This is a genomic window from Psychrobacter sp. H25 (genome assembly GCF_059076335.1).
This window is the reverse complement of the sequence record NZ_JCACRV010000001.1, coordinates 1,683,698-1,710,469: the sequence shown is the minus strand read 5'-3', so window position 1 is coordinate 1,710,469 and position 26,772 is coordinate 1,683,698. Positions and strand designations below refer to the sequence as shown.

The 26,772-nt window shown below is 46.4% G+C and carries 18 protein-coding genes; 12 read left to right on the top strand and 6 right to left on the bottom strand.

Features of this window, described 5'->3' with window-relative positions; genetic code table 11:
* Positions 1-247: 247 nt before the first annotated feature.
* From AC5JPO_RS06865 to AC5JPO_RS06840, 6 genes are all read left to right on the top strand, one after another.
* Positions 248-2,023 carry an AMP-binding protein gene (locus AC5JPO_RS06865; protein WP_493853626.1) on the top strand — a complete coding sequence of 592 codons (1,776 nt, stop codon included), beginning with the start codon at positions 248-250 and terminating at the stop codon, positions 2,021-2,023.
* Between the two features lie 182 nt (positions 2,024-2,205).
* On the top strand, positions 2,206-3,816 hold the full coding sequence (locus AC5JPO_RS06860) for a carboxyl transferase domain-containing protein (protein ID WP_493853625.1): 1,611 nt from the start codon (positions 2,206-2,208) through the stop codon (positions 3,814-3,816).
* A 152-nt stretch (positions 3,817-3,968) separates the two neighbouring features.
* Positions 3,969-4,778 (top strand): enoyl-CoA hydratase/isomerase family protein, encoded by an 810-nt coding sequence (locus AC5JPO_RS06855; protein WP_493853624.1) that lies wholly within the window; start codon positions 3,969-3,971, stop codon positions 4,776-4,778.
* A gap of 69 nt (positions 4,779-4,847) precedes the next feature.
* Positions 4,848-6,953, top strand: a complete 2,106-nt coding sequence (locus AC5JPO_RS06850) for an acetyl/propionyl/methylcrotonyl-CoA carboxylase subunit alpha (protein WP_493853623.1) — start codon at positions 4,848-4,850, stop codon at positions 6,951-6,953.
* A 15-nt stretch (positions 6,954-6,968) separates the two neighbouring features.
* A complete protein-coding gene (locus tag AC5JPO_RS06845; protein WP_493853622.1) occupies positions 6,969-7,889 on the top strand; it encodes a hydroxymethylglutaryl-CoA lyase in 921 nt (306 codons plus the stop codon).
* Positions 7,890-7,933: 44 nt separating this feature from the next.
* Positions 7,934-9,121, top strand: a complete 1,188-nt coding sequence (locus tag AC5JPO_RS06840; protein ID WP_493853621.1) for an isovaleryl-CoA dehydrogenase — start codon at positions 7,934-7,936, stop codon at positions 9,119-9,121.
* A gap of 146 nt (positions 9,122-9,267) precedes the next feature.
* Here the strand turns inward: AC5JPO_RS06840 and AC5JPO_RS06835 are convergent, their stop codons facing one another.
* Both AC5JPO_RS06835 and AC5JPO_RS06830 read right to left on the bottom strand, forming a co-directional pair.
* The gene (locus AC5JPO_RS06835) at positions 9,268-9,996 is read right to left on the bottom strand and encodes a pantothenate kinase (protein WP_493853620.1); all 729 of its coding nucleotides are present in this window, start codon (positions 9,994-9,996) and stop codon (positions 9,268-9,270) included.
* Positions 9,997-10,055: 59 nt separating this feature from the next.
* The gene (locus AC5JPO_RS06830; protein ID WP_493853619.1) at positions 10,056-11,048 is read right to left on the bottom strand and encodes a biotin--[acetyl-CoA-carboxylase] ligase; all 993 of its coding nucleotides are present in this window, start codon (positions 11,046-11,048) and stop codon (positions 10,056-10,058) included.
* Positions 11,049-11,223: 175 nt separating this feature from the next.
* Between AC5JPO_RS06830 and AC5JPO_RS06825 the strand changes: the two genes are divergently transcribed.
* The 6 genes from AC5JPO_RS06825 to AC5JPO_RS06800 all read left to right on the top strand — a co-directional run bounded on the left by AC5JPO_RS06825 (position 11,224) and on the right by AC5JPO_RS06800 (position 22,031).
* Positions 11,224-12,027: a sulfite exporter TauE/SafE family protein gene (locus AC5JPO_RS06825; protein ID WP_319051233.1), complete on the top strand. Its 804-nt coding sequence runs from the start codon at positions 11,224-11,226 to the stop codon at positions 12,025-12,027.
* 50 nt (positions 12,028-12,077) lie between these two features.
* Positions 12,078-13,019 (top strand): hypothetical protein, encoded by a 942-nt coding sequence (locus tag AC5JPO_RS06820; protein WP_493853618.1) that lies wholly within the window; start codon positions 12,078-12,080, stop codon positions 13,017-13,019.
* Between the two features lie 66 nt (positions 13,020-13,085).
* Positions 13,086-17,144 carry an AAA family ATPase gene (locus AC5JPO_RS06815; protein WP_493853617.1) on the top strand — a complete coding sequence of 1,353 codons (4,059 nt, stop codon included), beginning with the start codon at positions 13,086-13,088 and terminating at the stop codon, positions 17,142-17,144.
* A gap of 213 nt (positions 17,145-17,357) precedes the next feature.
* Positions 17,358-18,374, top strand: a complete 1,017-nt coding sequence (locus AC5JPO_RS06810) for a cell division protein ZipA (RefSeq protein WP_319051074.1) — start codon at positions 17,358-17,360, stop codon at positions 18,372-18,374.
* Between the two features lie 290 nt (positions 18,375-18,664).
* Positions 18,665-20,785 carry an NAD-dependent DNA ligase LigA gene (ligA, locus tag AC5JPO_RS06805; RefSeq protein WP_493853616.1) on the top strand — a complete coding sequence of 707 codons (2,121 nt, stop codon included), beginning with the start codon at positions 18,665-18,667 and terminating at the stop codon, positions 20,783-20,785.
* A 115-nt stretch (positions 20,786-20,900) separates the two neighbouring features.
* Positions 20,901-22,031 (top strand): hypothetical protein, encoded by a 1,131-nt coding sequence (locus AC5JPO_RS06800; RefSeq protein ID WP_493853615.1) that lies wholly within the window; start codon positions 20,901-20,903, stop codon positions 22,029-22,031.
* A gap of 167 nt (positions 22,032-22,198) precedes the next feature.
* Here AC5JPO_RS06800 and AC5JPO_RS06795 read toward each other — a convergent pair whose 3' ends face one another.
* From AC5JPO_RS06795 to AC5JPO_RS06780, 4 genes are all read right to left on the bottom strand, one after another.
* On the bottom strand, positions 22,199-22,765 hold the full coding sequence (locus tag AC5JPO_RS06795; protein WP_493853614.1) for a hypothetical protein: 567 nt from the start codon (positions 22,763-22,765) through the stop codon (positions 22,199-22,201).
* Between the two features lie 357 nt (positions 22,766-23,122).
* Positions 23,123-23,524: a hypothetical protein gene (locus AC5JPO_RS06790; protein WP_493853613.1), complete on the bottom strand. Its 402-nt coding sequence runs from the start codon at positions 23,522-23,524 to the stop codon at positions 23,123-23,125.
* Between the two features lie 406 nt (positions 23,525-23,930).
* Positions 23,931-26,393, bottom strand: a complete 2,463-nt coding sequence (locus tag AC5JPO_RS06785) for a YgiQ family radical SAM protein (protein WP_493853612.1) — start codon at positions 26,391-26,393, stop codon at positions 23,931-23,933.
* Between the two features lie 114 nt (positions 26,394-26,507).
* Positions 26,508-26,666, bottom strand: a complete 159-nt coding sequence (locus tag AC5JPO_RS06780) for a hypothetical protein (RefSeq protein WP_493853611.1) — start codon at positions 26,664-26,666, stop codon at positions 26,508-26,510.
* Positions 26,667-26,772: the final 106 nt, after the last annotated feature.

Sequence of the window (26,772 nt, the reverse complement as noted above, 5' to 3'; positions counted from 1 at the left end):
ATAACAGTTAATAGGGCTGGCTTTTTTGTGTCAAAAATTTGCCATGATTCTATGCTATGTTTCGTTATATATCTCTGAGCAAGTATTTTTTATGACTAATTAAATGATACATATTGTATTGATATTGTTGACAGGCTTTTGCCTATGGCGTTATAGTAGCTGAACGCTATGCACGGCCTCATCACGGAAGAAGGTTTGTATACAAGCGATCAATCAGCACATAAAAAGTAAAACGAAAGGACTCGTTATGACTCAAACTCCCGATTTCGATTCGACTCGCATTGACTTCGATGCCATTTTAAACAACATTCCTAGTATAAATATGGGCGCGCGCTCAGCAAATGCACCGCTCACTCAAAGCTACGATAAAGGTCCTGATGTACCGCTGATTGAAGCGACAATCGGCGACTTTTTTGATGCTGTTGTTTCTAAGTATCCTAATCGCGAAGCATTGGTTGTTCGTCATCAAAACATCCGCTGGACATATCGTGAGCTACAGCAGCAAGTCAATCAGTTGGCTAGCAGTATGATTGAGATGGGGCTTGAGATTGGCGATCGTATCGGTATCTGGTCACATAACAATGCTGAATGGCTACTGATGCAGTTAGCCACAGCAAAAGTTGGCGTCATCCTTGTCAATATCAATCCTGCCTACCGCACTTTTGAGTTGCAATATGCTCTAAATAAACTCGGCTGCTCAGCGCTTGTACTTATGCGCCATTTCAAAACCAGTGACTATGCTGGCCTAATCCGTGAGCTGTGTCCTGAGATTTATCACAAAGACTACACTCAGCTTGATTTGGTTGAGATTCCAACGATTGAGCGTATCATTTGGATTGATGAGCCAGAGTCTGATGAGACCTTTGGCTTTATGCAGAAATTCTCAAGCTGGATGAGTGAGGGTGATGCCAATGATCCACGTGTCGCAGAGCGCCAAGCTCAGCTCAAAAACACCGATGCTATCAATGTACAGTTCACCAGTGGCACGACAGGGACTCCAAAAGGCGCCACCTTAAGTCACCGCAATATCTTAAACAATGGTTATTTCATTGGTGAGGCGATGAACCTCACTGAAGAAGATAGACTCTGCATCCCCGTACCGCTATATCATTGCTTTGGCATGGTACTTGGCAACCTAGCGATTCTTACGCATGGTGGTTGTATCGTTTATCCAAATGATGGCTTTGAGCCACTGACTGTATTGCAAGCTGTAGAGGAAGAGAGATGTACAGGTCTGCATGGTGTGCCCACGATGTTTATCGCAGAGCTCGACCATCCTGAGTTTAAAAACTTTGATCTATCGACTCTGCGCACAGGTATCATGGCAGGGTCCAGTTGTCCGATTGAGGTCATGCGCCGCGTCATCGATAATATGCATATGAGTGAAGTCACCATTGCCTATGGTATGACAGAGACCAGCCCCGTGTCTTGTCAGACCAATGAGCACACGCCACTTGATAAGCAAGTCTCGACCGTGGGGCTAGTACAGCCTGCGCTAGAAGTAAAAGTCGTTGATACCGCAACGGGTGAGATCGTAGCGTTAGGAGAGACAGGTGAGCTGCTCACACGTGGCTATTCAGTGATGAAAGGCTATTGGGGCAGTCGCTTCAAGACACGTGAAGCCATCCAAGATGGTTGGATGCATACAGGTGATCTGGCGACAATGGATGAAGACGGCTATGTCAAAATCGTCGGTCGTAGTAAAGATATGGTCATCCGTGGTGGCGAGAATATCTATCCGGTAGAAATCGAAAACTACCTCTATCGTCATCCAAAGATTCGCGATGTACAGATCGTCGGTATACCAGATGAAAAATATGGCGAAGTACTCGCAGCATGGATTGTTCCTAAAGAACCGGGCTGCTTAACCGAAGAGGAAGTACGAGAGTTCTGTAGTGAGCATATCGCTCACTATAAAGTACCGGCATACTATCGTTTTGTGACTGAATACCCAATGACCATCACAGGCAAAATCCAAAAGTATAAAATTATTGAGCAAATGAAAGAAGAGTTGGGTCTTTAATAGCCTTGCTTATCAGCTTTAAACTTGTTTACCAGATCCAAAATATAAAAGATGAACCATGTGAGTAGCCATTAAAAACAGCGGTCAGTATTATTTAAATAAATGACTGCGCATCTAAAAAGCGACTCGCATAACAAGCTACTCGTAATTACGTATCTATGTATAAAAGAAAAAGGGATATCATGAGCGCTACTATAACCAGTAAACTGAGTCCGAACTCAAGCGATTTTCAGCAAAACAGTGCCGCGATGCAAGAGATCGTCGATGACCTGTATACACACTTGCGTAAAGTTGCCCAAGGTGGCTCGGAGCGCGCACGTGCCAAGCATCTTGCACGTGGCAAACTGTTACCACGCGAGCGGGTCGAGCGTCTGCTGGATGTGTGTACACCGTTCCTAGAAGTGGCGCCAATGGCCGCACATGATATGTATGGTGAAGAGATTCCAGCGGCTGGGGTGATTGCCGGTATCGGCCGTATCAATGGCGTTGAGTGCATGATTGTCTGTAACGATGCCACAGTAAAAGGTGGCACATACTACCCAATGACCGTCAAAAAGCATCTACGCGCTCAAGAGATTGCGCAAGAAAACCATCTGCCGTGCGTTTATCTAGTCGATTCAGGAGGTGCCAACTTACCCAATCAAGATGATGTGTTCCCTGATAAGGAGCACTTCGGTCGTATCTTTTTTAACCAAGCCAATCTAAGTGCAGCAGGTATTCCGCAAATTGCCGTCGTCATGGGTAGTTGTACTGCTGGCGGTGCCTATGTGCCTGCTATGAGTGATGAGTCTATCATTGTAAAAGAGCAAGGCACGATCTTTTTGGGCGGTCCGCCACTGGTTAAAGCAGCGACGGGCGAAGAGGTTACTGCAGAAGACTTGGGCGGCGGTGATGTGCATACGCGTTTGTCAGGCGTGGTTGATCACTTGGCGCAAAACGATACGCACGCGTTGTCGATTGCACGTAATATTGTCAGTCATCTCAATCGCCCTGCGAAAAACATTCCTAATCAAATCACACCGCGTCCGCCGCGTTATGATGCCAAAGAGCTATACGGCGTGATTCCAACGGACAAGCGCAAGCCATTTGATATCAAAGAGATTATCGCCCGTATCGTTGATGACAGTGCCTTTGATGAGTTCAAAGCGCGCTTTGGTACGACGCTGGTGTGCGGATTCGCACATATCGAAGGGATGCCCGTCGGTATCATCGCCAACAACGGCATTCTATTTAGTGAATCAGCGCAAAAAGGCACGCACTTCATTGAGCTGTGCTGTAAGCGCAAAATTCCATTAGTATTCCTCCAGAACATTACTGGCTTTATGGTTGGCCGCAAATACGAGAACGAAGGTATCGCTCGTCATGGTGCCAAGATGGTAATGGCAGTTGCCAATGCCAAAGTGCCAAAATTCACCGTCATCGTCGGTGGCTCATTCGGCGCTGGTAACTACGGCATGTGTGGCCGCGCTTATAGCCCGCGTTTCTTATGGATGTGGCCAAATGCGCGTATCTCTGTCATGGGTGGTGAGCAAGCAGCCTCAGTATTAGCAACGGTCAAACGTGATAATTTCGATCGTAAGGGTGAAGCGTGGAGCGAAGAAGATGAAGCCGAATTTAAAGCGCCGATTCGTGAGATGTACGAAGAGCAAGGTCATCCGTATTATGCCACCGCACGTATGTGGGATGACGGCGTAATTGACCCTGCTGATACGCGTAATGTGTTGGCACTAGGGTTGAGCGCGGCTTATAACGCACCGATTGAAGAGACGACCTTTGGTGTCTTTAGAATGTAATAGTTTTAAGGTTTACCCATAATAAGAGACTACTGTGTAAACTTCATTTGAAACACGATTTGTATATCTGCAGTTGATTTCCTTGTCTTAATATTATTATGGATTGCCCAAGAGTTTGTTTAAGTATTTACATAGAAAATATAGAGAAAGTTATGCAAAAAGATAGTGATAAAAATTATAAAAACCTACTGGTTAACGTCGAGCAGCACGTGGCGACAGTGACGTTGAATCGTCCTGAGATACGTAATGCCTTTAACGATGAAATGATTGCCGAGCTAACAGAGGCCTTCACGAAGTTGGGTACTGATAATGAAGTACGTGTCATTGTACTCGCGGCAGCTGGCAAGGCATTTTGTGCAGGTGCTGACCTCAATTGGATGCGTGCCATGGCAGATTACAGCTATGAAGAGAATCTAGCAGATGCTGATAAATTGGCGCAAATGCTTAAGACTATTTATGAATGTCCTAAGCCAACAGTTGCGGCTATTCAAGGCGATGTCTATGCAGGTGGCATGGGTCTGGTTGCTGCTTGTGACGTAGCCATTGCGGTCAAAATTGCTAATTTCTGCCTCAGTGAAGTGCGTTTAGGCTTAGCGCCTGCCACGATCAGTCCTTATGTCATCCGAGCGTTAGGTGCTAGAGCCTCGCAGCGTTATTTCTTAAGTGCTGAAGTGTTCGATGCCAAAAAAGCCCGTCAGCTTGGCTTTATCCACGAGCGTGTTAGCGAAGAATGGCTGGCCGATGAAGTGGCTGCATTCTGTAATAAAGTAGTTAAGAACAGCCCTGATGCTGTCAAAACCTGCAAGCAACTATTACACGATATCGCTGGTACACCTATTACTGATGAGCTGATTACCGATACCGTAAAAGGTATCGCTGATATTCGTTCATCAGAGCAAGGTAAAGAGGGCGTGCAAGCGTTTTTGCAAAAGCGTAAACCTGATTGGCTGACAGCAGACTAATGATGAATAGTAGATAAATGAGCAAATAGACAAGACGTCAAATAATAATGACAAGACACAGGGATAGTTATGTTTTCTAAAATTCTAATCGCCAACCGTGGTGAAATTGCTTGCCGAGTGGCCGCGACTGCTAAGCGTCTTGGCGTCAGTACCGTCGCTGTCTATTCTGATGCGGATCGTAGCGCCAAACATGTGGCTGTCTGTGATGAAGCTATCTATTTAGGCGGTTCGGCACCGAAAGACAGTTATCTAAAAGGCGATGCTATTATTGCTATCGCTAAGCAAACGGGCGCTCAAGCAATTCATCCAGGATATGGATTTTTAAGTGAGAACGCAGATTTTGCGCAGGCTTGCCAGGATGCTGGTCTAGTATTTATCGGTCCATCGGCGGATGCTATTCGCGCCATGGGCGGTAAGTCTGAGTCTAAGCGCTTGATGGAGGCTGCTGGCGTACCACTGATACCCGGCTATCATGGTGAAAACCAAGATGCTCAGTTTTTGCAGCAGCAGGCTGATAGTATTGGCTATCCTGTCTTGATTAAAGCCAGCGCTGGTGGTGGTGGGAAAGGCATGCGTATCGTTGAGCAAAGCAGCGATTTTATTGACCTGCTCGACTCATGCCGCCGTGAAGCGATTACCAGTTTTGGTAATGATCAAGTGTTGGTTGAAAAATACGCCCTCAAACCACGTCATATCGAAATCCAAGTATTCGGTGATACACATGGCAATTACGTGCACCTGTTTGAGCGTGACTGCTCCGTACAGCGCCGTCATCAAAAAGTACTAGAAGAAGCGCCAGCACCCGGTGTCGATACTGCCATGCGTGAAGCGATGGGCACAGCGGCAATCGAAGCAGCACGTGCTGTCGATTACGTGGGTGCTGGGACGGTTGAGTTTATCGTTGAGCAGCGTGAAGACGCTATGAATTTTTATTTCATGGAAATGAACACGCGCTTGCAAGTTGAGCATCCCGTTAGTGAAGCAATTACTGGTGTCGATTTGGTCGAGTGGCAGCTGTTGGTTGCGGCAGGTCAGCCATTGCCAAAAACGCAAAATGATCTGGCTATCAACGGTCATGCAATCGAAGCACGTATCTGCGCTGAAAACCCTGACAATAATTTCCTGCCAGCGACAGGGACGTTATTCACTTATCAAAAGCCTGAGCACAGTACGTTTGTCATTGATAAAGACGGTAATGGCGTACGTATCGATGATGGCGTACGCGCAGGTGATGTCATTAGTCCTTTCTACGACTCTATGATTGCCAAGCTGATCGTCCATGCGCCTACGCGCGAGCAAGCGTTAGCTAGACTAGATCGGGCATTGGCGCAGACGCGTATTGTAGGTCTGCCAAATAACGTGGCATTTTTGCGTTATATTTTGAATACCGATTCATTTAGCCAAGCCAATCTTGATACCGCCTTGATTGAGCGCGAGCAGGACAAGCTTTTTGATCAGCATCCGCTTGGATTGTCGACGCTTGTGGTAACGGCTATTACGCAGCAGCTTGCGAGCGAAGCGACTACGCATGGCTTAGATCCATTCAACAAGCCAACGGGTTTCCGTGCTTATAGCGACTATACTCGTTCATTTAGCTTGGTCTATGATGAGCAAGCCTATAGTGCTCGCATTGGCAATTGGCACAATGCGAGTTGCTCTGACAGCAAGAAGAGCGACGATAATCTCAGTAGCTTTACGCTTGTTATCGAGAAAGAAATCGCGAATACGCAAGATAATATCAATGTAGCTGCTCAGACCGAAACGGTTTATGAAGGGCAAGTCAGCTATGATAGCAGTGACGCGCACAATCATACCTTATGGTTAGAGGGTGCCCGTATCAGTGCCCAAAGCTGGGTCAATAATGAGACAGTTTATGTATTCACAGATAGCGGACGTGATGAAATTACGCTTATTGATATCATGGCACATGTAGGCGAGGATACAGCAGCGGTTGGTAGCTTAAAATCACCAATGCCAGGGCAAGTGGTTGCATTCAAAGTGGCTGTTGGCGATACTGTTAAAAAAGGTGAGCCACTTGCCGTCATCGAAGCTATGAAGATTGAACATACGATTACGGCACCGACCGATGGTGTGGTAGCAGAGCTGTTATTTGCAGCAGGTGACTTGGTCGCTGATGGTGATGAGCTATTACGTATCGATAGTGAAAGCGAATAGAAAAGGATAATAAGTATGAGCCATTCGTATCCAGAGCATGTCACTATCGTCGATGTCAGTCCACGTGATGGACTCCAAAACGAATCGATGACGGTGCCGACCGCTATTAAGCAAGCACTCATTAATGATCTGATTGCAGCGGGCGTCAAAAAACTAGAAGCAACCAGTTTTGTTTCACCAAAGTGGGTGCCACAGATGGGCGATAATAGTGCGCTGCTTGACGCACTTGAGCCTACGCGTCAGACAGACATTTGCTACTCAGTATTAGTACCCAATATGCGCGGCTTTGAAAATGCCATCGTACATCGTCCTGATGAAATCGTTATCTTTGGTTCAGCGAGTGAAACCTTTAGCCAAAAAAATATCAACTGTAGTATTGATGAGAGTATTGAGCGGTTTGCACCAGTGGCTGCGGCAGCAAAAGCGCAGGGTATCAAAGTACGCGGTGTTATCTCTTGTACGGTTGGCTGTCCTTATGAAGGTGAGATTGACCCCAGCCAAGTCGCTTATGTCACCAAACGATTGGTTGAGATTGGCTCTGAGCAGATTGGCATCGCTGATACGATCGGTGTGGGTACACCGCTCAAAGTACAACGAGCGTTGCAAGCTGCCCTTGAGTATGCTGATATCACGATGCTGTCTGGTCATTTTCATGATACTTATGGTCAAGCACTAAGCAATACTTTGGCTGCATTACAAATGGGTGTTAGTGAGTTTGATACCTCCGTCGCTGGTCTCGGCGGTTGCCCGTATGCCAAAGGCGCAACGGGCAATGTTGCGACTGAAGATGTGGTATATATGCTGCATGGCATGGGTATCAGCACCGGTATTGATTTAGATAAGCTGGTCGTGGCGGGTGAAGGGATCAGTGCATATTTGAAGCGTCCAAATGGCTCAAACGTGGCTCGGGCTCTAATCAATAAACGTCAGTCTTAAAAATTATCGCAAAAATTAAGAACATTTATATACAAGGAATGGTTATGAGTTTACCTGGATTAAATTTTCAGCTTGGCGAAGATATCGACGCCCTACGTGATGTCGTGCAGCAGTTTGCGGCAAACGAGATTGCCCCACGCGCAAGCGAAATTGACAGTAGTGATGAGTTCCCCATGGATTTGTGGCAAAAGATGGGGGACCTCGGACTACATGGCATTACCGTTCCTGAAGAGTATGGCGGTTCTAACATGGGTTACGTCGCACACATGGTCGCGATGGAAGAGATTAGCCGTGCTTCGGCATCGGTAGCGCTTAGCTATGGTGCGCACTCTAATCTATGTATTAACCAAATCAAACGTAACGGCTCTGAGGCGCAAAAGCAAAAATATTTACCAAAGCTCATCAGCGGTGAGTTCATCGGTGCCTTAGCAATGAGTGAGACAGGCGCTGGCTCAGACGTCGTTAGCATGAAGCTCAAAGCTGAAGAAAAAGACGGCAACTATGTATTAAATGGCAGTAAAATGTGGATCACCAATGGTCCTGATGCGGATGTGATGGTAGTCTATGCCAAGACCAACCCTGAAATGGGCGCGAAAGGCATGACGGCATTCATCGTTGAAAAAGGCATGGAAGGCTTCGGCACCGCGCAAAAGCTAGACAAGCTCGGCATGCGTGGTAGTCATACGGGCGAGATGACCTTTAATAACGTAACCGTACCGAGCGAAAATATCTTAGGCGGTCTCAATGAGGGCGTGAAGGTACTGATGAGCGGGCTCGATTATGAGCGTGCTGTATTGGCCGCCGGTCCTATCGGTATCATGCAAGCAGTAATGGACAATGTTGTACCTTATATCCATGATCGTAAGCAGTTTGGTCAAGCGATTGGTGAGTTCCAGTTGATTCAGGGCAAAGTCGCAGACATGTATACGATACTACAAGCTGGTCGTAGCTTCTTATATACCGTCGGCAAGAATTTGGATATGTTAGATGCGCGCGGTGCCGGTCATAGCCGAGAAGTGCGTAAAGATTGCGCCAGTGTGATCTTATGGTGTGCCGAAAAAGCCACTTGGATGGCAGGCGAGGGTATTCAGATATTTGGTGGCAACGGCTATACCAATGAGTATCCACTAGGTCGCTACTGGCGTGATGCCAAGCTCTATGAGATTGGTGCAGGCACCAGCGAGATTCGCCGTATGCTGGTTGGTCGTGAGCTATTTAACGAAACCAAATAAAGCGATATTAGCGTAGTAGTTAGCTGAGTAAGATTAAAGTTTTATAAAAACTATCTTCAAAAGACAATACCAAAAAAGCAGCACGTTTTAGACGTGCTGCTTTTTTATGGGCATAACATTGCGTTAATTACGTTATCTGTGAGTGTCTATGGTTGGTTATGGTAATCAAAATATCGCGCCAATCCATTTAATAATAAATCATCACGCAAGCGTACGGGGCGATTGACATGCTGAGCAATAGTCGCTGCATCTCCGCCTGTCATAATAACCTCAAAGTTGGGATGACGACGGCTAATCTCATTAATGGCGCCAACAATGGACAATAGTATCCCGCGATGAACCGCATCTTGGGTAGTCACGCCTTGGCTAACACTATCAAAAGTACCGTTAGAGATCGTGATTTGTTTGGTACCAGAAAACAGTGATTCACGCTGCAAGTAAATACTAGGGAAGATGTAACCGCCCAAATGCTCAGCATGATCAATCAAATCAATAGTCACCGCGGTACCGCAACCGATCACGCATTGGCGTTTTTTCTTGTCAACCGCCCCAAGCATCTGTAGCCAGCGATCACAGCCGAGCTGTTGGTCGTCGTAATCACTTTTCATCAGTGCATGCGCGGCATTGACATGGACAAACTCAAACGGAATATTCAGACGGCTGAGCGTCTCTGAGACTTTGGCATTGAGATTGTCGCCCAATACCGATGAGATACCAATAAAGTCAGGCGCATAACGCTCAAAACGATCCGTCAGACCCATAAGTAATTCGGCAGGCGCTTGCAAATGCTGCTTGGCATCATGGGCGACTATCTGCCCGATATCATCGGTCAGCCAGTATTTTAGGCGGGTATTTCCAAGATCAAGCCAGAGCATAAAAATCCCTTTACAAAGTGCTCGTTAGTGATGGGGTTCATCAATATAGTCATCTAAGCCTAATAAATAACGTCTATGCGTCCAGTAAAAAGCGTAGAAATCTTACCGTTATCTTGCTGCAATTGCAAACACCCATGCGTATCGACACCGCACGCCACTCCTGTGACGACTTGTTTCTTATTATTATAGTCTTGGGTGACGCGTATACGTAGTCCTGCCAGTGCGTCCATTGCTGCAAACTGTTGCAAAAACCCGTCTAAATAATAGGTATGACCTGTTGGTTTTTCTATATCCAAATGCTCAAAGCGTGTCATCGCCGCCATCAAGGCTTTGCTCATCTGCTGATACAGCGTTTGTAAGTCTGGTAGGCTAGTGGCTTGTGCTGCTGGCTGCAGCATTGCATGAATATCTTGTAAGCTTATCGCCTGATAGCTCATGCCTTCAGAGGTTTGCGCGGTGAGCGTTGGCGCCGCTTTTACATTCAAACCAATGCCTAGCACCACACCGACCAATTTGCCAGATTTGGTTACGGGTTCTATTAAGATGCCAGCGAGTTTTTGAAAAGGTAGTGTTTGCTGTTGCTGTTGCTGTTGCTGTTGCTGTTGCTGTTGCTGTTGCTGTTGCTGTTGCTGTGCGGCGGCGTTATCCGATGATATACGATGAGCCTCTTGAGGGGGATAAAAGCCCAAATCATTTGCCCATTTCACACCTACTGGAGTTAACCCTTGTGCTTGCAGTTGCTCATTCAATATTTGGATGACAGGCATCTTTGCCAGCTCAAGGCCAATAATCAAAGACAACAACCCACTGATGGGCGTATGCACAGGATGGTACAGTGACAGATAGACATTGCCACGTGGTGACTGCCATGAGCGCCCATGCTGACCACGTCCAGCGCTTTGAGTCTCCGCGGTCAAAACGTGTACGGTAGCAGCATTTAGCGTGCCATCCTGTAGCGCCTCTATCAGCTCGCTATTGGTCGAGGCACTACTGACGACGTGGCGGTGGTTGAGCTCAGATAAATAGGCGGAAAAACTAGTGAGTGGTGGCATAAGTTTAGTCGATGTGGTTGAAGGAAACTTTGATATACTGGGCGATTGTTATCGTCAGACAGTACCGATTAGACAGCATAAAGCTCACATTGAGGTTTGGCAAATGTAATTAAACATGCTCAAGCGCCAGCGAGTACTATAGCGCCAGTCAGTATTATAAAAGGTTTTTTCTATGATGTTATATGTTTGGTTTGTGATTGCAGGGGCGTTTGCAGGGGTCAGTGCAGGTCTGTTTGGCGTGGGTGGCGGTATGATTATCGTGCCTGCACTGGTCTGGATATTTACCGCTTATGACTTTTCGCCAGAAGTGATCACTCACTTGGCCATTGGTACGTCTCTTGCGACTATTGTGGTGACCTCGATCAGCTCACTGACAGCTCATAATAAACGCGGCGGTGTCCGCTGGGAAGTATGGCGCAAGATGGCGCTTGGTCTAGTCATCGGTAGTCTGGTTGGCGCTGGTATCGCAGATATGATTGATGGACAGGCGCTACAAGCTATCATTGGTTTTGGTGCGCTATTGGTTGCCCTAAAGATGCTGTTCTTTTCTAACAAAGAGCAATTGGGCAAACCGTTGCCCCCTGCTGGTGTGCAGTTTGGCGCTGGTACGGGCATTGGTATGGCGTCGTCTATCTTTGGTATTGGCGGTGGTAGCTTGACGGTACCGTTTTTGAACTGGGCGGGGCTACCGATGAAGCAGTCAGTCGGTACGTCGGCGGCGTGCGGGTTACCCATTGCATTAGCTGGTGCGGCTGGCTTTGCTTGGTTCGGTCAAGATGTGGTCAACCTTCCTGAAGGCACCATCGGGTTTGTGCATGTCACAGGGTTTTTGTGCATTTCAGTGGTCAGTTTTGCGATGGCAAAGGTGGGCGCCAAGCTTGCCCACGTATTGCCTGCTCTGATGCTTAAGCGCGCGTTTGGCGTACTACTGATATTTGCAGGAGGGCAGTTGTTATTAAGTGGACTGGGCATATTGTAGCAATCTCAAATTTTTATTATAAAAAATGTAAAACATGAGACATTCTTAGTATGAAAGCAGCAGAAAAATATCGCCGTGTTTTTGGCTCAATAAATCATTTAAAAGACCAGATATCATGGACGACTGGTCTTACGAACATGGTAGAGTTTTTGGCGTGGGAGCCAAAGCAGATTCTTGGTATCACCAAAAAACAATACGTACGCCAAATCATCGAATGGGCGACCGATCCAGAGTTGGCAGGTAAAGACGTAGAAGAAATTGAACAATCTATCATCAAAAAGCTCAATACAAAAATGCATGAGTCTGAGCAGCTAGAGACTTATTCAACACAAAGGGTCGGTATTTGCCATCCGAGAGAAGCCACTCGCCGCGTCATGTTTTTTTCTGAAGAGTATCTTAATAAAGAGTTCGATATATTTTTGAGCTTATGTAGTGATGTCTATTTAGATTTATTTTATCAGCAATTTGTGACTTTTAAGACAGGTGGAACATGGTCGACACACGGCAACAGCGGACTGTTTGAAGCCAGTACAGCGCTAAAAGCCATGTATATGGACAATTTGGCTTATAACCATCAGTCAAATGTACTGATCGCCAATGAATTAAAATTCAATAGTCGAAAAAACCCAGATCAGATCCTAAAGTACTGCGTGATGTACGAGCATTTGCTCGAAAAAGGCTTTATCGATAAAGGCGCGACGTTTTTATTATTATTCATTGGCGGTGATGCGTTAGAGCATAGTAAGCAGCGCCTCGTCGACCGAGAACTGGCACTGTGTCACAAAAGACCTAAGAAGTATCAGCACTTATTAAGAAAAGAGCTGTTAGATATTGTTGATCATCTCCAAGTAGCCAGTCTCACGTGGCCAGCACTGATTGAGTTTAATAATCGTTATTTAGCAGAAAATGATACCTGCCAAGTCGAACAAAAATTGCTACAAGGGTTTCACCAAAGCCTTAAGGCAAAGTCATTTATGCACTTGGCTGTTTAATCCTAAAAATCAGTCACAATTTCAGGTAGAATAGCCGCCTGTTTTTGCCATATCAACTGACTATTCATGCGTTTAAAATCTCTAAAGCTGGCAGGATTCAAATCCTTTGCCAACCCAACGACCTTTACTTTTCGTCATGGTATTACTGCCATTGTCGGACCAAACGGCTGCGGCAAATCCAATGTGATTGATGCCATTCGCTGGGTGCTGGGCGAAACCTCCGCCAAGCAGCTGCGCGGCGGGGCGATGAGTGATGTTATCTTTGCTGGTACGCAGGACAAAACCGCCAAGAGCGTCGCCAGTGTTGAGCTGACTTTTGAGCATACTCAAGATGAGCAGACGGGCATTCGCCATGAGTTTAACTTATATCAAGAGCTGTCCGTTCGCCGTCAGGTAAATAAAGAGGGGCGCTCGGACTACTTTATCAATGGCACGCGCTGTCGCCGCCGTGATGTGGTCGATGTGTTCTTGGGGACAGGGCTGGGCGCGCGCAGTTATGCGGTGATTGAGCAAGGCATGATTGGGCGTATTGTTGAATCTAGCCCTATACAGCTGCGTGAGTTTATTGAAGAGGCGGCTGGGGTTTCACGCTATCAAGCACGCCGCGAAGAAACACAAAAGAAGCTTGAGAAAACAAGAGACAATCTAGCACGTCTGCATGATATGCAAAGCGAGCTACTGCGCCAACAAAAGACACTGGCTAAACAGGCAGCGAGCGCACAGCGTTACGAAGAGCTCTCTCTAAGCTTGGCCGATATAGAGCAGCAGCTTGCCATCCAGCAGCTCTATCAAGCCAAGCATAATCAGCAGCAGCAAAAAATAGCGCACCAGCGAAGTACCGCAGAAGTATCAACGCTGCAAGCTGACTACGATGCGCTCAAAACTCAGCAAGACAAGCTCACTGCACGTATTAATCAAGAGCAGTGGCTCAAAGACGATGCCCAAAGCGCTCACTATCAGCAGCAGCTCAGCTATCAAAACGCCGAGCATCAGTTAGGTGACGCCACCTCACAACTGGCAGCTATCGAGCAGCAACTGTCTCACTTAGCGCAGCAGCGTGAGCAAGCCCTTACTGACACCCAGCACTTACAGTCTGAGCAAGTAGCGCAGCGCAATGCCCTAAATGAACTACGTCCGCAGCTCGCTGAGCTAACCAGTAAGCGCGACAATGATAAGCGTAACGAGCAGCCGTTGCAGCGCGCATGGCATGACGCGCAAAACCAGCTGTCACGCTTGCAGGATAAAGCGCGCACGCTTGAGCAGCAGCAAACGATTAATGCTCAAGCACAAAAACGTCATCATCAAAATCATGACAAATGGCAGCGCCGCGAGCAAAATTGGCAAAATCTCTGGCAGCAGCTACAGCAATCACTATCACCATCTGACAATGCTAATGCTAATGCTAATGCTAATGCTAATGCTAATGCTAATGCTAATGCTAATGCTAATGCTAATGCTAATGCTAATGCTAATGCTGCTAGTGTCAATGCTAATACAAATCAGGCAGATGATAAGCAAGACCTGAGTCAGGTGCTAGAGGATCAAATTGCTCAACTGAACACAAAGCTACAGCAGATTGAACGTCAAAAAGACAGCGTGGACGAACGGCTGTCCGATATGCAGCCGCAAGCACATCATTTGCAGCAAAACCTAAGCACGCAGCAGCGTGAGCTGAGCGACGATGAAAAACGTCATGCGCTGCTGGCAGGCGAATACGATACCTTGCATCAGATACTACATCCCAAACCTACACAGCAGGCTCAGCAGAAATCAGCACCCGTACAAGTCGCGGTAACAGACAATAAAGACAGTGATAGCGCACAAACTCAGCGATTGGCTATCGCGACGCTACGTGAGCGAATTGAGCTGAGTACAAAAGGGCAGGCGCACGCACAGCTACTCGATAGCATCTTGGGATTATGGCTAGACAGTCATGTGCCAATCTCCAACCAACAAGCTAACCAAATCAATCCGTCACACGTTGATCATATGAGCGGTGAGGCTCAAAAAGCCGATAGCTTGTGGCAGGTGCTTACGCCGAACGTCAATGATTTACTGATGTATCAAACCGCACAAACCTCACAGAATAAGCCTGCCAATACCAAAGATAAAGCAACAGTCGAAATAGGTCATAGCATGTGGCTGCCTACTGAGCAGAACGAAGTCAAAGACCATGCCTTTATCAGTGATTTGCCAGTTAGCTTGATTGATAAAGTGCTGCCATTATCGCAGTTGATTAAGCAGCCAGTATTAGCGCTTTGGCAGCAGTGCTACTTGTATATTACGCAATCAAAAGCGACCAATCAGCAGACTCTTGAAGATTTTGCCAATATCTTAAAAGCGTTGCCATCGTCAGCTATTTTGTTAACCGCAGACGGTTGGCTTATCAGTCGTCATGGAACAATTAATTTAAGCAAACTCGCTGGTGCGCAAGACAGACAGAACGAAGGCAGTAGCCAGTTCCTCACGCAGCGTCTAGAGCAGCGTAATCGTTTACAAGTATTAGAAGACTTGCTCGATGAACTTGAAACGAGTATCCAAGATCAACAGCAAACCATTGCTAAAAACCAGCGCGACTATGATGCGCTGATGGTCAGTCTGGAAGAGACACGTGCGCAAGCTGAGCAGCTAATCCGTGATAAGCATCACTACCAGCAGCAACTGACGACCGAGCGAGCGAGTGCCGAGCGTTTGCAAGCGGATAGTCAACGCCTGAACGCTGAAAAAGTGACGCTTGAGCAAGAAGAGCAAGAACTGATACAAGAACAACAGACGCTTACGCATGAGCAGCAGCATATCGACAGCGAAATCGCTACGCTCACACCGCAAATCGCAGAAGCACGCACCATCACTCAGCAATTACAAGCGGAGCGCAGTGCGCTAAACCGTGCGCGGCAAGCTGATGATGACGCATGGCAAGCCTTGCAGCTGCGTATTCAGCAGCATGAGATACGCCTAGAGACTACTATCAACAGTCTGGCTCGTGCGACCGAGCAATATGACAAGTCGTTAGAGAACGAGCAAACATTACAGACGCGTTATGAACAGCAGCAGGCTAAACTGCCAGCGCTACAAGCCGCATTGCAGGGCGCCCAGACAGCTCGTGATGCACAGCAAGTATTATTGAGCGAGCGCGATAGCGTGTTAAGTGCCCTAAAACAAACGTATGCTCAGCAGCAGACGGCATTTGATACCTTACAGAACACCTTGCAAGCACAGCAGGGCGCGCTTGCCCAGCATGCAACTGAACTGGCACTAAGCGCGGCACGATTAGACGATGCCATTGCGCATACACAAAGTGCTCTAGACGCTTACGCTCGTGTAACTGAAAAATACAAAGCAAAAGCTGCGCATACACAGCAGCAAAGCATGAGCGTCTCAAACTTATTAGCAGACTTCATCGCGCATGATCGCCGCGTCCGTCCAGACAAAATCGCTGAGCTAGAGTCCGAGCGCACTAAGCTTGCGCAGCAATTGAGCAAGATTGGGCCAGTCAATTTGGCAGCAGTGGCAGAGCTTGCTGAGGTCAATGAGCGTCTAGAACCACTTGCTCAGCAGACGACAGATATTGCGGCTAGTATGCAGACGTTGGTCGAGGCGATTGCCTCTATCGATGAGACGACTAAGACGCTATTTATGCAGACACTTGATGCAGTTAATAACGAGCTGTCCAATTTATTTGCCAAAGTATTTGGCGGTGGACAAGCTAGCCTGACATTGAACGCTGACGAGATGCCTGCAGGTACGCCAAAGTCAGAGCAATGGCGGGCAGGGTTGACCCTAATGGCGCAGCCTAAGGGCAAACGCAACAGTCGATTAGCGGTACTGTCTGGCGGTGAAAAGACCCTTACTGCGCTGAGTTTGATTTTTGCGATATTTAAGCAGCATCCCGCACCGTTCTGTGTGCTAGACGAGGTCGATGCGCCGCTTGATGATGCCAATGTTGCACGCTTTACCAGTCTCATTCATGAGCTGGCAGATGACTTACAGTTTATCTTTATCAGTCATAACAAGCTGACGATGCAAATTGCTGATGAGCTAAAAGGTATCACCATGCCCAGTGCAGGCATTTCTACCCTAGTCAGTGTATCGCTCGATGAGGCCGCGCGTTACGTAGAGAGCTAATACAAAAGCCCGACAGCAAATAGGTTATAAGAATCAGAGCAATGCAAATATAATCAATCCATTAGCATAAACGCAAATAAGCTTGACCTTAGCCAAGCATACTGGTTATAAAGTACACAATGTGGTGACGACATAGATTAGCCATGCTAGAATATTGCCATTTATGCTCGTTTGTGTATTCCCTTTTGTTATATATACTAGGATGTATTTATCATGACCGTTATTCAGTTTATATTGATTGCCATTGCCGCGTTTATCGTGCTTGCAGGGCTGTTTATGGTCATTCGCAGTTTTAAGCGCCGCGGTAATGCTGAAGCGGCAGCGGTCAATTATGACAAAAATGGTATTCCTATCATACCGCGTCACGAGCGCAACATCGTCGATCAGCCAGACTTTGACGATACGGTCGCGGGCGAGACGAGTATCGGCCCTGACCGCAGCTATCTCAATGCTGTCGTCGAAGAAGAGCCACTGACTCAGCCTCATACCAATGTCGATGCGCAGCTGACGGCTGAGCGCAACCATGTGGTAGATACCGAGCATGACGTTATAGATGATGCAGACTATGCACGCTGGCAAGAGGAGCAGCAACGTAGCGATGATACTGAGTTCTTAGCTGCTGCTGACCAAATGCAAGTCGAGCAAGAGCCTGATGCTTTCTCAAGCCTGATGTCAGCAACAGATAGTTTGATGCCCTCAATCGACACGGCAGAAGAGCCAAGTTTTGAGAACAATAGCCCAGTACTTGATCAGCATCTATCCGCGTCTGACGATGATGCGCAAAACGGTCCGTTGATCAATGCTAAAGACAACATCAATATTACTATTTTGCCGCACCAGTATCGTGATCGTCCAGCCTCAACTATCCGTGGTCGTGATCTATTAGCATTGATTGACAAATATGGTCTGCGTTATGGTGCGATGAATATGTTCCATCGCTACGAGCAAAAAGACGGCACTGGTATGCTGTGGTTCAGTATGATGGGTATCACCGATAGCGGTATCGCGCCATTTGATCCGCATAGTGTCGCCACCAATACCTATAACGGTGTGGTGGTATTCTTATCATTGCCGCATCCACAAGCCGTGCGTAGCTTCGATAGCATGATGAGCATTGCTTATATGATGGCAAGCGATCTAGACGCGATTATGCTAGATGAAGAGAACGAACCAATCACCCCTGAATACAAGCAGCAGCTGCGTAATCAAGTTCGTGATTATGAAGGCTAAAAGCTTAAAAGTTTAAAAGCTACAAAAGTTAAAAGCTGACTAGCATAAGCAATCATAAAAAGGGCAAATAGCGATTAACGTTATTTGCCTTTTTTAATGGGCTCTAGTTTCTGCAAAATATTAGAGTTGGTTAAAGATAAGTTAGATACAAGCAAAGTGAGTGTAAGTACTACACATAGTAGACTGAGCGAGCCTGAGACAGTATCTGATTTATATCGGATTGACTATACCGAGCATCCTGCAAACTTGTTATCATATCGGCATCTTGAATGACAAAAAAGACGCCGACTATGACTGACGCCACCTCATCAACTAATTCTAAAAATCTATCTACTCAAGTAGAAAGCCAAATTTCTTCGACATCCAATATAGCCAGTTCAGCCGATAGTAGCAGCAATAATACAGAGGTTGTCTCAAAAATGCGCGCGCTGATCGAAGCGATAAAAACGCATAACTACGCTTACTATGTACTTGATAATCCGATATTAGAAGACAGTGAATACGATCAACTGCGTCGCTCATTGCTAGAAATCGAAGAAGCATATCCAGACCTGATACAACCTGACAGCCCGATCAATCAAGTCGGCGATGTGCCGCTCTCAGCCTTTACTCAAGTCACGCATGACATTCCGATGCTGTCACTGGGCAACGTATTTGAATATGATGATTTGCGCGATTTTATGCGCCGTGTCAATGATCGTCTGAGCGACTCGCAGCAAAACCCTGAGTACGAGATGGAGCTAAAGCTTGACGGATTGGCAGTATCGTTGAAATATGAGCATGGCAAATTTGTGCAAGCGGTCACGCGCGGCGACGGACAGACGGGTGAAGACATTACCCAAAATGCCAAAACCATTCGTAATCTGCCATTATGGATCGCCGATGCTGCTGATAGTGCGCTGTTAGAAGTGCGCGGTGAGGTATTGATGCCAAAGGCAGGGTTTGAGCGTCTCAATCGATTGGCGGAAGAGAGTGAAGGTAAAACCTTTGCCAATCCACGCAATGCCGCCGCTGGTAGCTTACGTCAGCTAGACCCAGCCGTGGCTGCTAGTCGTCCACTCGCATTCTATGGCTATTCGGTCAATCAAGGATTGCCTGAGAATATCGATACCCAATCAGGAGCTCTGGCATGGCTCACCGAGCTTGGCTTTACCGTCAGCGCCGTAGAAGTGGTCGCCAACCCACGTGCCGCGCAGACCTATTATGAGTCTGTGATAGAAGGTCGTGGCGATTTGCCGTTTGAGATTGATGGTATGGTGATCAAGGTCAACAGCCTTGCGCTACAGCAGCAGCTTGGCTTTTTATCCCGCGAGCCGCGCTGGGCAACGGCATATAAATTCCCTGCCGAAACCGTCATGACGCGTCTCAACGATATCGAGTGGCAAGTCGGACGGACAGGGCAAATCACCCCAGTCGGTAAGCTCGAACCTGTCAAAGTTGGCGGCGTCACCGTCAGCAATGTCACCTTGCATAACTTTGGTGAGATTCAGCGTCTGGATGTACGAGCAGGCGACACGGTCAGTGTGCATCGCGCAGGCGATGTCATCCCCAAAGTCACTCGTGTCTGGCATGATCAGCGCCCAGCCGATAGCACGTCAGTAACCTTACCTTCGGCTTGTCCTGTCTGTGACTCGCCTGTGGTGTTGCCAGAAGACGAGGCATTGGCGCGTTGTACGGGCGGACTGTTTTGTCCCGCGCAGCAGACTGAGGCGCTCATTCATTTTGTCTCACGCCGTGCGATGGATATTGATGGACTTGGTGCGAGTTGGCTGATTAGCTTCTTTGAGCATGGTCTGGTCAAAACGGTCGCTGATATCTATCAGTTGCACAACCATGCAGACGAGATGGTGACCTTTGAAAAACTGGGTGAAAAGTCCGTTCAGAATATCATCAACGCTATCGAAGCCAGCAAGCATACGACATTGGCTCGCTTTATCTATGCACTCGGCATACGCGGTGTCGGTGAAGGCACGGCACAGAACTTTGCTCAGCAGTTTGGTGATTTAGATAGTCTGATGGCAGCCAGTATTGAGACTTTGATAAAAACCCAAGATGTCGGCGAAATTACTGCCGAGCTGACCTATAAATTCTTCCGCGCGCCGCACAATATCGAAGTCATCACTGCATTACGCGCGGCTGGTGTGCATTGGGATAAAGTCGAGCAGGTCGCATCAGAAGGGCTGCCACTTGATGGGCAAACGTGGGTCATCACAGGTGCGCTCGATAGCATGGCGCGTGATGAAGCCAAAGCCAAACTACAAGCGCTCGGTGCAAAAGTGTCGGGCAGTATCTCGGCAAAAACCACTGCGCTACTGGCAGGAGATAAGGCTGGCTCTAAACTAACCAAAGCGGAAAAATTGGGCGTTAAAATTGTGGCTGAGGATGAGTTTTTGGTGATGGTTGGGGAGTAGATGATGAATATTATATTCGCTAATCTCACTATAGTGATTTAGTCTGAGCTTAACGCAGGGATTTCTGCTCAATGTAGCTAGTTTTAAACCGTTAACTATTAAGAGGTAAAGTGATGTGAAGGATGAGTTCACCGTTAATGAGTTACAAGCACGAAAAGCCTGTTTTACAGATGCTATTTATTTTAGAAATATGCTTGTATATATTTCTGAACTGAAAGAATGTGGATTACTTATCAACGGATTTATGTCTGAAGTATCAATGTTCGTTACTGAAAGCTATGATTGCTTGGTTAAAATAGCTCCTGAAGTAAAATCACTGTTCGACACCGTCTCAATAGAAGCACTAAGGAAATCAAGACATCGTGCAAAGATTCTTGAATATACAAAAGACATTAACTCAGGGTTAGATGATTTAAGTCTAATTGATATTAAACAGTCAAAATCTTTTAAAATACATAACACAAGTTTACTTTATAAACTAAAGCAGTTTATTCAACCCGATATGGGTATAACTAAATATCAAGGACATTTTATTACTACAACTCATTCAACCGTATTCGATATGGGGCCGGATGCAAAAATCGAATCAGAATATTTTTTTAGTATAGGAGAGGTTATTGATATTTATCTCCAGACTATTATTGAAAACTTTAAAATAGATGAAGTTAATATTAATAGTGGCTATGTTTTTAGTAAAAATGATTACCAAATATTGGATATTAAAAGCAAGAGTCTCTTTAAACGTAGTAACTTTCAAGAGAGCAATAAGAGATTTGCGCCAGCATTAATATTGATATTGGTTCGATTAAACTATACCAGAATGATAACGTCGCAGTTTCTTTCAAAAAATAGCCATACTTTGCTAAGGTTAAAATTTATAAATATTTATCATGCGTGTCAAAGCTTAACTAAAATTCAAAGTTTAGTGATGAAGGGAGCACCCACTGATAATGAAATAATGTTTTTCAAAACTATATTTAGTAATAAAAATGTTAAGTGGCTTTTGACACAGACCTCTCTTCGAAACCTATTTGTTCACTACTTACTTGACAAAAAACAGCTTAAAAGGATGCCGGATAATTATACTCGTGAAGAGGCTATATATATTTTAAGTGGAGGTTTATCATTTGAAGATCTAGAGAAAGTCCTAGATATTACGATTGAAAATATTACTATTCAGATCGAGTCTTTCTATAAACTTAATAATAATACTTTTTGGATGAATAAGATTAGCAGTGAGTTATAGGTAAATTTCGTTCAGCAAAGTCAGTGTAGGATGCGCCCAGCGCACCTAGGAAAATAAACTACTCTAATTTATCTGAAAAATGCTAAAAAAACCCAATTGAATCATTACCCCAGACTTCTACACAAAAACCTTGCCGTATATATAAAGATGAGATATATCTTATCCTTCTACTCCACCATTTCCCCATGCGCCTTCGCCTCACCTTTTTTACCATCAGGTTTGATCTCAATGGGCAATACCAGTCCTTTGGCAAAGTTATCAGACAGCACATAATCATAGCTGCTGGCAGCGACTTCAGGCGTGGTATGAATGATAAGCGTCATCTCATTGCCATCGGTCAGCTCATGTGAGACATAGGTTTCGCTCAGCTGATCTAAGACTTTAGACAGTGCTTCGTTGCTTGCCATGCTGATAGTAAGGTTGTGCTGTGCGGTCGCCGCATCCACTTTGAAAAACTCAGCATAGTCTCGGACGTTTTGACTATCGATTGCAAACGGATACTTGTAGTTGGTGGGGTCAGCAGGCTTTGTTCCGCTGTCTACCAGTGACCAGTCTACCGTGTTGGCAGCCAGTTTGCCTTCTGCTGTCGATGACTCGGCTGTGGTATCTGCTGTCGCTACCGTGTTCGCTACTTGATCGGTAGTATCGACGGAGTCGGGGGTGTTATCGCAGGCTGTCAGCGTCCACATACTCGCCGTTGCCACTACCATTATACTTATCAGACGCTTCGCCATCGAGTTATCCTTTTTGTTTTTACTTGCTTTGCTATCGTTTGGTACTGATTGCTGCTTATAGATTATTTATATCATGTGCGTTATAGGGATATAATCTATAAATACTATTTTGACAGGTTTCTTAGCGGTTCTCTAGCAAAAAGCGTCAGTGACCAGTTTTTGAGCTAATGCTAGAGCTGGAACGAATAGATGTCGTTGTTCTCATAACCATAGCCATAAACATAGCCCTAGAGCCATAAACATAGCCCTAGAGCCATAATCATAGTCACGAAACTATCGATCAAACGGGCACAAAAAAGCAGCCACTATCTAGTGACTGCTTTATTTTTTAATAGGTTTCTGCTTATCTTTGACGGACTAGATTTGGCAGTTTACTTTGTATTCTTTTCCGTTTGCCCATTTCATCGCAAAGATGCCTTTGTCCTCTTTCATGTGCCATGCATAGATGACTTCGGGGTTTGAGTCGTTGACATAGCTTGCGACGTCACCTTTTACACCACCGTTCAAGACGACTGGCTGCTCTGCCCATTTTACTTTTGGTAATGTGGCATTGACCATGACTTGTTCTTTATTGATAGATTGCTTTGCCATGATTTTGCTGCCGTCAGTACAGGTGTAGGGTGCTGGTGCCATGCGATCATAAGCCGCGGTTACCTTTTCTGTGACGGGTGTATCAGTGGTTTCTGGAGCCGTTGTAGCACAAGCGCTCAATAGGGTAAGGGCTGGTAGGGCGGTCGCGATTTTAGTTATCATGTTCATGGTTCTCTCCAGAGTTTGTCACTAATGTCATTCGATTATATTTATTTGGGTAGGTAGCCTATGAGGGTTATAGTAGCGAAAACGAACTATTTCAGTGTTAGAAATTGTTTATTACCTGTTAGCTTGGTTACCTAATCCATGACTAATGTAACTTATGATTCTAAATGCCCTTAATGCTGAGTATTACTAACCCTAGGTGCCATGAGTTCTAGGTGTTTTTAATCGTAAATACTACCAACTGCATATGTTCTATAAAGTAAAGGCAGTAAATCAAAAACACCGATTATAGTGGGTGGTACTGCTAAGTTTGTTCATAAAAAAGCGCCTATCAACGAATTGTCGATAGACGATTTTTTGATTAACTAAACACGCTCTAAACTGAGCATGTTCTTTTATATCGTTAACGCTACTTGGTTTTGCGCGGTGGCAGACCAGTATGCTGGGTTTGGAAGTTGCCTTTACTGACTTTTTTCTTGGTATTTTTTCCGACAGCGTTTTTGCTTGTGCCAGCACGGTTTGAGGCGTTAGGCTTTGACGAATTGTTACTGCGCTTCACCGAGTCATTGCCTAGGCGACTGTTCTTTTTGCGCGCGGACTGATAGCTGTCTTGTGCCGCGTCACGCCCTTCTAAACTGGCATTAAATGGTGGAATCAAACAACCACGGTTTTTACCAATCAGATCGCTACGACCCATGTCTTGTAGCGCTTTACGCAGTAGTACCCAGTTTTTGGGATCATGATAGCGCAGGAACGCTTTGTGCAGTTTACGCTGTTTGCCAGACTTGACGATATCCATGTCACCTTCATCACGGCTAACCTTGTGTAGCGGGTCTTTGTGTGTGTGATACATGGTGGTCGCGGTTGCCATTGGGCTTGGATAGAATGCCTGTACTTGGTCAGCACGGTAGCCATTGTTTTTTAGCCACAGCGCAAGATTCATCATGTCCTCATCTTTGGTACCCGGGTGGGCCGCGATGAAATAAGGAATCAGATACTGCTCTTTGCCCGCTTCTTGACTGAACTGCTCAAACATGGCTTTGAATTGATCGTAGCTGCCCATGCCCGGCTTCATCATCTTCGATAGCACGCCTTCTTCAGAGTGCTCAGGGGCAATCTTGAGATAACCGCCGACATGATGGCTGACCAGCTCTTTGACGTATTCAGGGTCTTTTACCGCCAGATCGTAACGCAAGCCAGACGCAATTAGGATTTTTTTCACGCCTTTGATATCACGGGCTTTGCGATACAGTTTGGTCAAGTTACTGTGATCGGTCAGCAAATTTTCGCAGACATCAGGATAGACACATGACGGCTTACGGCAGTTCTTTTCAATAGTCTCATCCTTACAGCTCAGACGATACATATTGGCCGTTGGTCCGCCAAGGTCAGATATCACACCAGTGTAGTTAGGGGCGGTATCACGAATCGCTTCGACTTCGCGCAAGATCGACTCTTCTGAACGGTTTTGGATAATGCGCCCTTCGTGCTCGGTGATTGAGCAGAACGTACAGCCACCAAAACAACCACGCATGATATTGACCGAAAATTTGATCATGTCATAAGCAGGGATACGCGCATCGCCGTAGCTTGGGTGTGGCAGGCGGGCATATGGCAAGTCAAACACATAGTCCATTTCTTCGGTTGAGAGTGGAATCGGTGGTGGGTTCAGCCAGACATCGATAGAGGTATGCGAGTTACCCGCACCGCTGCTATGACGTTGTACGAGCGCGCGAGCATTACCCGGATTGGTCTCTAAATGCAAAATACGGTTGGCATGGGCATAGAGTACAGGGTCAGATTTGACGTGCTCATAATCAGGTAGACGAATCACCGTTTCTTCACGTGGCGGCATTTTAATCTTATGCTTACGGGCGGTTTTTGGCTTATCAAAGCCGCGCATTTGTACCACTTGCGTGTCGGTGTCTACCTGATCGGCATTGATGACTTTGTCTGTAACTGGCTCAGCGACAAAACCCTGATACTGTGATGACATAGATGACGGCATCGCTTGCCCAACAGGCGAGTCCGATGGTTTGTTTTGCTCAATTGAGCAGCTGTCAACATCTTCGGTCATGACATACGGGTTGATGATGGGGTCGACACGGCCAACGGTATCGACATCGTTACTGGCGACTTCTGTCATGCCTGCTTGCCAATGGCGACGAGTCGGCGTCAACAGATAAGAGGTACCGCGCAATTTACTCATTTGCTCGAAGCTATAGCCTTTTGACAGACCATGTACCACATCGACAATGGCACGCTCCGCATTACCATACAGTAAGACATCGGCGCGAGCGTCCAGCAGGATACTACGGCGCACTTTGTCTGACCAATAATCATAATGGGCGATACGGCGTAAGCTACCCTCGATACCGCCTAAGATGATCGGTACATCAGGGTAGGCCTCACGGCAACGCTGACTGTAGACGATAGCAGCGCGGTCAGGGCGTTTGTTGGCGACGTTGCCAGGAGAGTAGGCATCATCGCTACGGATTTTGCGATCGGCTGTATAGCGGTTGATCATGCTGTCCATATTGCCTGCGGTCACGCCATAAGCATAGACCGGCTTGCCAAGCTCCATAAAGGCATCTTTGCTCTTCCAATCTGGCTGCGCGATGATACCCACACGAAAGCCTTGTGACTCGAGCAGACGACCGATGATCGCCATACCAAAGCTTGGGTGATCGACGTAGGCATCGCCTGAGATGATGATGACGTCACAAGCATCCCAGCCCAGATCGTCCATCTCTTTGCGGCTCATCGGTAGATAAGGCGCAGGCTCGTAGCAGCTCGCCCAGTGTTTGTCATAATCATAAAGTGGCTTGGTGCCTTGTTTAAAGGCAGTGCGGGCGATGGTATCGGCAGACATGGGCGGACCTGTTAATTAGAAAATGGCACTAAAAATACGTCCCTTATCACTCAATGATAATAAAGGCGAATTTAAAAGCGCTCATTTTAACATGAATCAACCTCACTATGCGACCTATTCTACGATGGGCGACTGCCGATAAGTTATTGATAGCGCGAGATAAACTGCAGTGACAAAGTAAGCCGCCAGTACAGCAGGGTAGCGATAAAAATAACCCAAGCTGAGCAGCAATATCATCAGCGCGACAAACCCATTTCTCACACGTTTTCTCATGTTTGTTAGCCGTTCTAATTTTTCTCCACAGATTCTGGCATAGGTTTTGCTCCGACTCTATCAGGGCTTATTTGTGTGCATCTATGAGTGAAAATGGTGCACCGAT